At 41.6% G+C, this 12,497-nt stretch carries 7 protein-coding genes; 6 read left to right on the top strand and 1 reads right to left on the bottom strand.

The window, feature by feature from the left end; all coding sequences use genetic code 11:
- Positions 1–15: 15 nt before the first annotated feature.
- The 6 genes from HMPREF9449_RS10895 (at position 16) to HMPREF9449_RS10870 (ending at position 10,828) form a co-directional block, all read left to right on the top strand.
- Complete coding sequence (locus tag HMPREF9449_RS10895; RefSeq protein WP_009137316.1) at positions 16–1,113, top strand: FecR family protein; 1,098 nt, start codon at positions 16–18, stop codon at positions 1,111–1,113.
- Between the two features lie 116 nt (positions 1,114–1,229).
- Positions 1,230–4,880: a SusC/RagA family TonB-linked outer membrane protein gene (locus HMPREF9449_RS10890; RefSeq protein ID WP_232211417.1), complete on the top strand. Its 3,651-nt coding sequence runs from the start codon at positions 1,230–1,232 to the stop codon at positions 4,878–4,880.
- 56 nt (positions 4,881–4,936) lie between these two features.
- Positions 4,937–6,541, top strand: a complete 1,605-nt coding sequence (locus HMPREF9449_RS10885; RefSeq protein ID WP_040611823.1) for a RagB/SusD family nutrient uptake outer membrane protein — start codon at positions 4,937–4,939, stop codon at positions 6,539–6,541.
- 25 nt (positions 6,542–6,566) lie between these two features.
- Positions 6,567–7,490, top strand: a complete 924-nt coding sequence (locus HMPREF9449_RS10880) for a putative zinc-binding metallopeptidase (protein WP_009137313.1) — start codon at positions 6,567–6,569, stop codon at positions 7,488–7,490.
- A gap of 14 nt (positions 7,491–7,504) precedes the next feature.
- A complete protein-coding gene (locus tag HMPREF9449_RS10875; protein ID WP_009137312.1) occupies positions 7,505–8,938 on the top strand; it encodes a DUF4302 domain-containing protein in 1,434 nt (477 codons plus the stop codon).
- Positions 8,939–8,959: 21 nt separating this feature from the next.
- A complete protein-coding gene (locus HMPREF9449_RS10870; RefSeq protein ID WP_009137311.1) occupies positions 8,960–10,828 on the top strand; it encodes a fibronectin type III domain-containing protein in 1,869 nt (622 codons plus the stop codon).
- A 313-nt stretch (positions 10,829–11,141) separates the two neighbouring features.
- Here HMPREF9449_RS10870 and HMPREF9449_RS10865 read toward each other — a convergent pair whose 3' ends face one another.
- Positions 11,142–12,260, bottom strand: coding sequence for a DUF362 domain-containing protein (locus HMPREF9449_RS10865; RefSeq protein WP_009137310.1), 1,119 nt, complete (start codon positions 12,258–12,260; stop codon positions 11,142–11,144).
- Between the last annotated feature and the right edge of the window lie 237 nt (positions 12,261–12,497).

Below are 12,497 nucleotides of genomic sequence, written 5' to 3'. Positions count from 1 at the left end.
TCCAAATCAGGAAAGATGAAAGAATTATTTCAACAAATATGGCAACTTTTACAAGGGGAAAATCGGAATAAAGCTGATTCTCCGGAAGTCCGCGACGTGCTAAAACGTATGGCTCGGGTGACTCAGGTGCGGGAACCGGATTATAAGCAAATGTGGAAAGAGGTTCGAAGGGCTACAATCGGGAAAAGAGAACGGCATATTAAGTTTTTTCAAGGAGTGGCGGCGGTGTTACTGCCGGTACTTATTCTTTCTTCGGCTGTTTATTTTTATCATTCTAAATATACCTCACAGCCCAAGGTTGCAAAAGTGGAAAAGGAGATAGAAGATGCCTCTGCTGTGCGTTTAACTCTTGCGGATGGAAAGGTAATTCGGGTCCATAAGGATTCGGTTGTGAATTTGGTGGTGCACGAAGATGTTGCTATCCGGCATAAATCTAACTCTGCCTTGTCGTATGAAGTAAAAGGACCTGTTTCTGCTCAATTGGAATACAATACTTTGGAAATGCCTGTGGGGGGTAGTTATCAACTGACTCTTTCCGATGGGAGTGTGGTGTATCTGAATTCGTGTAGTAAGCTGAAGTATCCGGTCGCTTTTGTAGGAAACGAACGTCGTGTATTTCTGGAAGGGGAAGGATATTTTGAGGTGAAAAGTGATAAAAATCATCCTTTTCGGGTCGTTGTGGGAAATGTAGAGGTCGAAGCGGTAGGTACCCGTTTTAATATCAATGCTTATCCGGAAAAAAAGGGCGTGGAGACGACTTTGGTGAAAGGGAAAGTGAATGTAGAAGATGGAAATCAAAAAGTAGGACTTTTACCGGGCCAACAAGCCTGTTGTTCTGAGCAAAAAATCAGTGTGAAAGAAGTGAATTACCGGGATTTTATCGGTTGGAAAAATGGAAAATTCGTTTTTAGAAAGATGTCTCTGGAAAATATCATGATTCAGATGGAACGTTGGTATGGGTTATCGGTATTTTTCCGGAATCGGGAAGCCCAAGCGTATACTTTTACAGGAATGATCGACCGGAATTTATCGCCGGAAGAAACGTTCCGGACAATAGAAAAAACGGTGGATGTACGTTTTAGGCTGAACGGGAAGACTGTAATCGTAGAATGAATATTAAATAATAATAAATGAAACCGGTGATTGGTGCGAGCAATCACCGGTAGATAACCGCCTGTTGCTTTTTGGACGAAGGACAACAGGTAATGTTGGATCTTAATTACAAATTTATGAAAAAAAAGCAATTAATTGCTATCCCCAGGGGGCAATTACTGAAAAAGACATTGCGTATTATGAGATTAACGCTGATTTTGATGTTAGCATTCATATTCGATGTGAATGCGTTAGGTTTTTCACAAGTAGTGCGAGTTTCTGTCCATTGTCAGAACGAGTTGCTCAGTAAGGTCTTTAAAGATCTGGAAAATCAAACCGATTATTATTTCTTCTTTAATGATAAAAACGTAAATACGGATCAGAGGGTAACTCTTTCGATTCAGGAAGAAGAATTAGAGAAGGCCCTTCAGAAAATTATAGGGGACGGTTATCAGTATGAGATTTCCAATAATCTGATCATTATCACGAAAGCGAAGATCGCGGCCCAACTGAAGGCTGGGGTGGAAAAAAAGCGATTTACAGGAGTGGTAAGGGATAGCAAGGGGGAATCTATACCCGGTGTAAGCGTCGTTGTAAAAGGGACGACGACGGGGACAGCCACGGATTTAGATGGTAAATTTACAATCGATTGTCCTTCTGATAAGCCAATGATTCTGGTATTCTCGTTTGTGGGCATGAAGAGTAAAGAAGTGACAGCAACTCCGGATAAACCTTTGAGCATAGTGCTGGAAGACGATGCTCAGGTATTGGAAGATGTGGTGGTGACCGGTTATCGGAGTATCAGTAAAACGACATTTACCGGTTCTTCTACTAAGCTTCAGCAGGAAGATATCGCTCAAAAAGGAGTTGTGGATGTGAGTCGTATGTTGGAAGGACAAGTGGCGGGGGTAAGTATTCAGAACGTATCCGGTACTTTTGGTGCAGCTCCTAAAGTAAGGGTGCGTGGCGCCACTTCTTTGTCGGGAGAGAATAAACCTTTGTGGGTAATTGATGGCGTTGTGCATGAAGATATCGTCAGTGTGAGCAATGACGAATTGACCAGTGGGGACCCTACTACTCTTTTGGGCTCAGCTGTAGCCGGCCTGAATGCAAACGATATTGAGAGTATTGACATTTTGAAAGATGCGGCAGCTACCGCTCTCTATGGAGCTCGGGCTATGAATGGCGTAGTAGTGGTGACGACGAAGAAAGGAGTGGAAGGTCGTCCGATTTTAAGATATTCCGGAAATTTCACCGTCCAGTTCCGGCCGACTTATGCTGATTACGATATTTTGAACTCGGGGGATCAGATGTCTATTTATGCCGAATTAGAAAGGAAGGGATTTCTGAATTCTGACTTGGTAAATGATGCTAATTCCGGCGTTTACGGGAAAATGTATAAGTTGATCAATACGTATGATCCGGAAACCGGAGAATTCGGATTACTGAATACGGTAGAAGCCCGCCGTCAGTTTTTACGCCGTTATGCCAATGCTAATACGGATTGGTTTAAAGTTTTATTCCGGAATTCTTTGCAACAGGAACATTCTATCAGTATTTCTGCAGGTAATCAGAAAAGCCGTACTTACGGTTCTTTGAGTTTTCTGAACGATGAAGGTTGGAGTATCGGAACCAAAGTACGCCGTTATACGGCCAATATACGTAACGATCTGAAGTTGGCGGATAATTTGAATCTGGGGCTGCAGGTGATCGGCTCTGTTCGCGACCAGAAAGCTCCCGGAGCTTTGTCCCGCCGGAGCAATACGGTGGAAGGAACGTACGACCGGGATTTCGATATCAATCCCTTCAGTTATGCTTTGAATACCAGCCGGGCAATGACTTGTTACGATGAGGACGGAAATCTGGAATTTTTTACCCGCAATTATGCCCCTTTTAATATTATCCACGAATTGAGAAATAATTCAATTCATTTGAAGATGGTGGATGTAAAGGCTCAGGTAGATTTAGGCTGGGAAATTGTAAAGGGACTTCGGTATGAATTCACAGGAGCTGTCCGTTATGTGAAATCCGACCGGGAACATATGATCAAAGAGAAATCCAATATGGCGGAGGCTTATCGGGCCGATTATAACTCCACTATTCGGAAAAACAATAATTTTCTGTATAAGGATCCGGATCATCCCGAAGCAGAACCCGTTTCCGTATTGCCTTACGGAGGATTTTACAATCGGACCGAAGATCAGTTGACCAGTTATGACGTCAGGAATTCTTTGAAGTTTAATAAAAAATTCGGTCTTCATGAATTGAATATGATTGGAGGTATACAAGTGAAGTATGCCGATCGTCAGGCGTTTAATAACACCGGGTATGGATATCAGTACGAGGAAGGGGGAAATGTATCGGTAGATTACCGTATTATGAAAATGATGATCGAGAGTAATTTCCCTTATTATGGCATGGGGACGACCCGCGATCGTTTTGTCGCTTTTTATTACAATGCAGATTATGGGTATGATGCCCGTTATATTTTTTCCGGTACGGTCCGGTATGACGGAACCAATGCTTTGGGAAAAAGCCGGACGGCTCGTTGGTTACCCACCTGGAACGTCAGTGCTAAATGGAATATCAGTAATGAACATTTTATGGAGCCGGTAAAATGGGTGGATCAATTGTCTTTACGGGCTTCTTACGGTCTGACGGCCTCTATGAACAGTTCCGCTTCTGCTTCTGCTAAGTTTGTGGACGGGACGACCAACCGTCCCACGGCCGGAGATCACGAGTCTGTCATTACGATGGATGCTTTGGAAAATAAGGATTTAACTTGGGAAAAAGGCCATGTATTGAATCTGGGAATTGATCTGGGACTCTTCAATCGTAGATTGGATGTTATTTTTGATTATTGGAAAAGAAATAGTTTTGACCTGATCGCTACGATGAAAACGTCAGGCATCGGAGGAAAGATAAGTAAAAAGGCGAATTATGCCGATATGGAATCCTCGGGCTTTGATATCGCTATCGGCATTACTCCCATCCGGACGAAAGACTGGGGTTGGAAATCTAATTTTACTCTAGGCTATACGAAAACTAAAATTACGAATTCTAAAAATTTACCTTCTATCAACAATATGATACGCTCTACGGGAGGAAATCTGGAGGGTTATCCTGTAGGAAGTTTATTTTCCATTCAGTTTTGTGGATTGACTCCGGATACAGGCGTACCTTTAATTTTAGATCAAAACGGAGAAGTTGCTGAAACGATAGATTTTCAGAGTACAAATTTGCAATATTTGAAATACGAAGGTCCGGTGGATCCTACCTATACCGGAGGCTGGTCCAATACTTTCCGCTGGAAAGATTTGTCTGTAAATGTGTTTCTGACTTTTCAGGCTGGTAACAAAGTGCGCTTAGACGGACAATTTAAGAAAAGGTATACGGAATTGGATGCCATGTCAAAAGTGTTTAAAGACAGATGGATGCATCCGGGTGACGAAAAATATACCAATGTCCCCTCTATTCCGGACGCCATGACAGTTTCCAGATTGTCTAGTAAATATGCCTATAGTGCTTATAATTATACTGGCCTGCGGGTAGCAAAAGGGGATTTTGTCCGGTTAAAGACGATTTCTTTAACTTACAGATTACCTAAATATATTTTAGAAAAGACTAGAATATTAAGTGATATGACGTTAACGGTTGCCGGGTCAAATCTATGGTTGATTTATGCCGATAAAAAATTCAACGGACAGGATCCCGAGTTTTATAATACCGGTGGTGTTGCCCAACCGCTAGCCCGTCAATTTACCGTGGCTTTGAATATCGGATTTTAAGAAAACGGCTTATCATAAAGAAGAATCGAATGAAAGTGTATTTAAAAAATACAGTTATGAATAAATATATCAGAAATATCCTTGCCGGTGGACTTATTTTATTAACCGGTTGTAATAACTTTTTGGACGAAGTGCCGGATGACAGAACTGAAATCGACTCTACGTCTAAATTGGCTAAATTGATCGCAGATGCTTATCCAAAAGCTTCTTATGCAGCAACGTTAAATTCCAGAGTCGATTTTGTAACGGATAAAGGTGCCGGAAACAAAGAATATGCTTCGAATACGGATCCTTTCTTCTGGCGGGATGTTACGGATGATCAGCAAGACACACCCACATATTTGTGGCAGAAGTTTTATTTTAGCATCGCAGAAGTAAATCATGCTTTAAAAGCAGCGGAAGAGATGGGAATGCCGAAGGAACAAAAACCTTATGTTGCCGAGGCAAAAATAATACGGGCTTTTTCACATTTTATTCTGGTTTCTTTATATGCTAAATTTTATGAATGGAAGGGGGCAAACGATTCCCCGGGGATTCCCTATGTAACGGAACCGGAAACTGAAGCAATAGCCCAGTACGATCGGGAAACGGTAGCCCAAACGTATGAGAAAATCGAACAGGATATTGTCGAGTCGATAGATAAGATCGGACCGGATGCGACTTATTCTGTCCCCCGCTATCATTTTACACAGGCTGCAGCTCATGCTTTTGCCAGTCGTTTTTATTTATATAAAGGGGATTGGAATAATGTGATCGTCCATGCCAATAAAGTATTCCCGAGACCGACAGAATTTGTGGGAGAAGAAGGAGCAAAAAATGTGGCGGTAACCGATCAGGCTACCATATATGCTAAGAATAATTTTCAACCCTGGTTAACAACCTATGCCAATGCTTCCGGTTCCTCGGAAATTAAAATCGCTTATGGGGCTTCCAGTAATATGTCTAATCTTTTATTGACAGAAATGGTATGCCGGATGTCCCGCTATGCCAATAGCTGGAGATATGGTACCACTGCGGACGATTTGGCGGTCACATTGGACAAAAAAGCTGCTAATGTAACAGGAGGTAGCTGGGCTTACCGCACCTATCATAATGACGAAAATTATTATGTCCCGAAATTTTATGAATTATTTATCAAGACAGATATCAATGCGAGTTCGGGAAAGATTTATACGATTTTTCCGACTTTCCGGAACGAAGAAGTATTGTTAAACCGGGCAGAAGCTTATGCTATGCTGGATGATTACGAAGCAGCGATTGCAGATTTAAATGTATTTTGCCGGCAGCGGATTTTAGATTATAAGGAAGATGCGCATGTGATTACGGAGGCTTCTTTGCTTAAATTTTATGCCACAGCTCTTCAAAATGAAGAACATTTTATGAAAAAATACAACGCTTATGGTTCTGCTGCTTGGTCCGATTTAAAGAAATCTTTGATCCTCTGTATTCTCGATTTCCGTCGGAATGAGTTTATGTGGGAAGGACTCCGGTATTGGGACTTGATAAGGTATAAAATACCGGTAACCCACCGGACAAACACTGGCGATGAAAATACGCTTTATCCGGGAGATGATCGCTGGGTATTGGAAATTCCTGAAACGGCTGTACTGTCAGGAGTCGCTTTAAATCCCCGGGAAAATTTACTGAGCAAAAAATGGTAAGATCATTCAATTTAATATCGGAATTATGAAAAAATTAAAATATTTGATATGCCTCGCCCTGCTATGGACAGTTTGGGGATGTTCCGAGGAAAAGTTTACCCCCGATCAGTATTTACATGGATTGGGAGGAGAGGATTATACGCCGAATGAAATAGACGAATGGATACTGAAGAATTTTACGATTCCTTACAATATGGAAGTGAAGTACAGATGGGACCAGTCGGAATTGGATTTAAATAAAACTTTGGTTCCTGTAAAAGAGGACGTCGTAATTCCTGTGATGCAGATTGTAAAGCATGTGTGGATAGAGCCTTACGAAGTTTTAGCCGGAGAAGATTTTATCCGTTTATATTCTCCTAAAAAGTATGTATTGGTAGGAAGTCCTATGTATAATTCCGATGGAACGATTGTTGTCGGACAGGCTGAAGGGGGACGCAAGATCACTCTTTTCCGCTTAAATCGGTTTACACCGACTGATAAGGAATTGATTCAGGAAATTATGAAAACCGTACACCATGAGTTTGCACATACATTGCATCAGACCATTATGTACCCGGAAGAATTTAAACAGATTACCCCTGCCGGGTATACTTCTTCCTGGAATAATGTGGATGAAGAAGAGGCTTTGGTTTTGGGATTTGTCAGCCGTTATGCCTGTAGCGAGGCCGACGAAGATTTTGCCGAAATGATCTCTCGCATCGCCGTATATGGCCGGGATTGGTGGGAACAAAGAATCGCCAAAGCCCATGAAATGTATGTGAATGCTGCTTCTCCCGGACAATATGCTTACGATCCGGCAGAGGCGATGAGACAAAAAGAGACAATTGTTATCAATTATTTGAAAAATATCTGGGGAATTGAATTTTATGACCACGATGGGGAAAAAGGATTGGTAACTATGGTACAGGAAGCTTTGGACCGGGTGTTGAACGAAGAATATGAATCGTAATTTCGGAATTAGGTATGAAAAAGTATATATTTATTATATTATCTGTTTTATTACTGGGATGTGATAAGATGGAAGACAATGTATTTTCGGAGAATCCCGACGATCGTTTACAAAAAACAGAAGAAGAATATCGGCAGACGATATTGGCTGCCCCGAATGGTTGGTTTTTAGCTATAAATACAAAGAAAGAGGGTGCTTATCGTTTTTGGATGTCTTTTACAGAAGAAGGAAAAGTGGCCATGTTGGCTGATATGGACGCTACTTATAGCGGTATAGGGGAAACTTCTCTTGTCCCTTCTGGATCGACCTGGCAATTAAAAGCTTTATTGGCCCCTTCTTTAATTTTTGAAACATATAGTTATTTGCATCTTTTAGCAGATCCGGATAATAATATCATCGGAGGAACAAAAGGAGAAGGTTTGGGATCTGATTTTGAATTCCGGATTGTAAGTGAAGATAACGGAGGCTTGAATCTGAAAGGGAATTTTAATAATTGCCTGGCCCGTATGGATCCGGCTACTCCAGAGCAAGCAGTGAAAGCTTCCGAAGGAGGACTGAAGACGGTTCTTGAAAAACATGCCGATTACCTGGAAGCTGTCCGCTTTCCGACCATTGAGGTGGGAGAGACAAAGTATCTGGTCAAACCCAATACCCGTAAAACCGATTTTGCTTATATAGACAAGGAGAATAATCTGGTGGAAAAAACAGTTGGTTCCTATCTGGATTTTAACAGTCTGACACAAGAGGCTTTTGCCAGCGATGTCCATTTTTTTGAACCTGTTGAGCTTGATGGAATGACTTTTAAGGGATTGAAATGGAATGGAGAAGCTTATCAGGTAGAAATTGAGGGTAAAACTTATGAGATATTTGACAACAAAGTTCCTCCGTATCCGTTGCATTTCGGATATAATCAGACATTTAGCCAATTGTATGTAAATGCGAATACGATGCAGGGCACATTGTCCGATTCTTTTATGAATGAACTCTATACCCCTGCTTATAATCGTCTGGGGGAAAGAAGCCGTTATATTCAGGAAATGTATTGCAAGTTTGTTATGGACGCTTTAAGCGGAAAACCGGTTATGGAATTCGGTGTGACGTATGAAAATAAAAGCAATGGAAAGACTTTTACGGCAAAATGGCATTATCCGTACGACGTAAACGAAGATGGTACCCTTACTTTTACCGATCGGGAACAAACGGGATCTACCAATGAATTTATTTATGAGGAATATATATATGAACTGCCTGATTTATTCTGTGGTCTGGAATATTCTAATTACGGGGATGCCGATAACTGGAGTCAGGTCGTGAAGTCGAAAATCATCCCTCATACGTTTAAAGTAGATTGGGCGGAAAATAAAACCCCGGGATTGAGCGGAAATATCGGAGGACTTTTCCGGGTAGAACGGGAAGAACTGTTTATTGCAGGTCAGTTGAAACAGTAATTTGTATAAAAGGATAGAGGTATGAAACATATAAAAATTTTAGGTCTACTGTTAGTAGTCGGTTTTTTAGGAATTTTATCTTCTTGTTCGGAAGACGAGGAGATTCAGGGAGCCTTGGTTATCCAGACCGGTTTGTTGAAAAATGTAATGTATACTTCTGCGCTATGCGGAGGGGAAATTTCCGGAGGAGCAGAAATTGGGGAACGGGGAGTGTGTTGGAGTACGGCAGAACATCCTACTGTAACAGACGCCCATACGTCGGATGGCAAGGGCAGAGGAGAATTTTTGAGTGAAATGAACGGTTTGCAGGAAGGTACTCTTTATTATGTAAGGGCTTATGCCTATACGAACGAAGGTGTACAATACGGGGATGAAAAATGGTGTGTTACTTTGGCAAAAGGACGCCCGACCCTTGCTATGGTGTCCGTTACGGACGTAAAGACATCTTCTGCAATCGTGAAAGCGGAGGTGTTTACAGACGGAGGGACGGAAATTACAGAACGGGGATTTGTTTATGCTTTAAGCTCAGCCGTGGAAGGAGAATTGACCTTGGAGAATGCAGGAAAAGTAAAAGTAGACGGGAAAGTGGGGACCTTAAAATGTATGTTGGAAGAATTGATTGATCATTCGGAATACGTTTGCCGTGCTTATGTTTCTTACACCGGAGGGACGGTCTATGCGCAATCTTTGTATTTTATGACTGAAATGTTTCCTGAGCCGGCAGTGGAAATTACAAGTATTGACGATATCCGGGGAGAATCTTTTCAGGTGAGCGTAAAAGCTGTTTCAGGAACCCCCTTGCCTATACTGGAATATGGTTTCGTATATGGGGAGGTAGCTGTACCTACTTTAGAAGATACAAAAGTTGTTCTGGGTGAAGGAGACGGAGAAAAGAGCTATAAGCTGGAAGGATTGGAACAAGGTATTACTTATCAGGTACGTCCCTATGCAAGGAATAAAAACGGCGTGGTTTATGGGGAAATTCAAAGTGTGACGACGTTGAGTTATAAAGCGATTATTTCTACTCAACTTTCTGCTCATATTACGGCTCACCGGGCTTATGCTGGGGGAGAAGTGACGAGTACCGGATTGTTGAATGCTCCTATTATTGAAGCAGGTATTTGCTGGGGCACTGCGCATAATCCGACTATCGCAGGAAATAAAGTGATGGCAGAAGGGGTGGACGGAGAACATCTGAAATTCGAACCCCTTCAGCTCTTTCCTTTGAACCCGAATACTACTTATTATGTAAGAGCTTATGTCACCAATGAATATGGTACGACATACGGAGAGGAAGAGAACTTTAAGACCCGCCAACCGGTGGCTGATTATTTTAAGGCAGAAGCGAGTAAAGAAGATAATCCGCTGTTTAATGCCTTGAATTTAACAGCCGATTTCCTGGATAAGCAAGCTTCTGCCGACCAGATAGAGGCTTATAATAAATTGGTTCCCATTTTGACATCTTACGGTAGCCGTATATTGAAAGCTTACCGGATTAGTTTGGGTACAAATTCTTCTAAGGATCTTTCTTATATATATACTTCCCTGGAATATGAAAATTCTTCGGGGAAAGCTTATAGCGCTATTTGGCGGTCGGAACTGGCTGTGAATGCCAATTATCAGTATACCGTTTCCCACCACGCTATTAATACAGGAAATAACAATGCTTCCAATATTATAAACAGTGCTGCTAAAAACGGGCAGACGGAAGATCTGGAACGTAGCATGAATTATTTGACAGAAGGTCCCTTTGTCATCGATTGGGATACGGAAAGTTCTACGACGTTTAATAGTGCTTTCTATATTATTCCGCTAAATGCACCAGAAAAATATAAACGAATGGAAGTATATCGGAATACTAAAATTACAGTTTACGATCCTTGGTGGTGATCCTTTCTAATTCTATTTAAAACCACACCAAGGGGACGGACCTTTTGTGTGGTTTTTCAATTTTTAGTAAAAGCAGTTCGTAATGTATAGATAGTTAAGGAAGTAGGTACTTTTTCGGAAGCGATTTGACAGAACAAACCTTTCTGATTCTGACTTTTGGAGAAAGCTTGGGGAATATTGATTTAACAGTGAATTGCAAGGAAAACCTTGGCCAGATACGATGTATCGTTATTTTTTTACATTTATATATCAGGAAAACCGCCAAAAAGGTCCGTCCCCTTGGGCGGTTTTCATTCATCTTTCTTTTTTACCATTAGACGTGAATCAATTCATAGTTCATTGTTCCGATTCCGATTTTTTCGGCATGTTGTAGACCGGCCAGCCAATTGGTATCGGGATGAATGAGATGGAATTTGTCTACCCCTTCCAGCTGTTCGTGCGGGTGGGCTTCGGCTAATTTATTTCCTTGAAGTACGGGCGCTTGAATGACCAGATCGGCACAAGCTTTATCCAAGGCTACCGGATCGAAGGAAGCCAATATGCCTAAATCCGGAATAATCGCGGCATCGTTATGGTTCCAGCAATCGCATTCTGGAGAAACGTTCATGATAAAACTGACGTGGAAGTGAGGTTTGTCTTTTAATACGGCTTTTGTGTATTCTGCAATTTTGTAATTAAGGCGTTCGGCAGTATCCGGGCTTCCTATTGTGGCAGCATCATATTGACAAAGTGCGATACATTGACCGCAGCCTACGCATTGACTATAGTCGATTTGAGCAATATGGTTTTCTTTAAAATGTATCGCCTGATGAGCGCAATGTTTGATGCAAATGCCACAGCCTTTACAGTTTTCTTCGGTAATTGTCGGTTGAGAAGCGGAATGCAATTCCAGTTTTCCCCCTACACTGGCGCAGCCCATACCCAGATTTTTCAAGGCTCCTCCGAAACCGGCCTGTTCGTGGCCTTTAAAGTGATTAAGGGAAATAATGATATCAGCCTCGGCGATAGCTGCTCCGATTTTAGGCGCTTTACAGTACTCCCCCTTGATTTCAATTTCCTGGTAATCGATACCTTTTAACCCGTCCGCTATGATGACTTGGCATTGTGCGGAGATAGGGTTATAACCGTTTTCCATAGCGCTTTCTAAATGGTCTACGGCATTGGCCCGATGTCCCGAATAAAGCGTATTACAGTCTGTTAGAAAAGGTTTTGCACCCAGACTACGTAGTAAACGAGTCATACGGGCAGCATAATTGGGACGGAGATAAGCCAAATTTCCCGGTTCTCCAAAGTGAATTTTCAAAGCTACAAATTGATTTTCAAAAGGAATCGTGGAAATGCCTGCTTTTTTGACTAGCTTTTCCATTTTATCGAGTAAATTACTGCTCGGACTTGTCCGCAAGTTTGTGAAATAGACTTTTGATTTTTCCATACGACTTTTACGATAAGGTTCGATATACAAACATAACGAATTATTTAGATAATTTGAAAAAAGAAAAGTACGGTTTGTTTTTCTGCTTTGAGTAGGGAAGGTTGATTTTAATCAGAAGTCTGAATTTATATCGATCAATGCTCTGGCCTGCTTGAAAGAGGTAGAAAGAGCATTCCTTATAAACCTATTCGGACAAGTAGCAGTCTGCATTAAATAAAGTTAAGGAAAGGAACAATT

Origin of the sequence: Odoribacter laneus YIT 12061 (assembly GCF_000243215.1) — a bacterium.
In the GTDB taxonomy this organism is placed as follows: domain Bacteria; phylum Bacteroidota; class Bacteroidia; order Bacteroidales; family Marinifilaceae; genus Culturomica; species Culturomica lanea.
The sequence above is the reverse complement of the archived record's forward strand: the minus strand, read 5'-3'. Positions and strand labels throughout refer to the sequence as shown.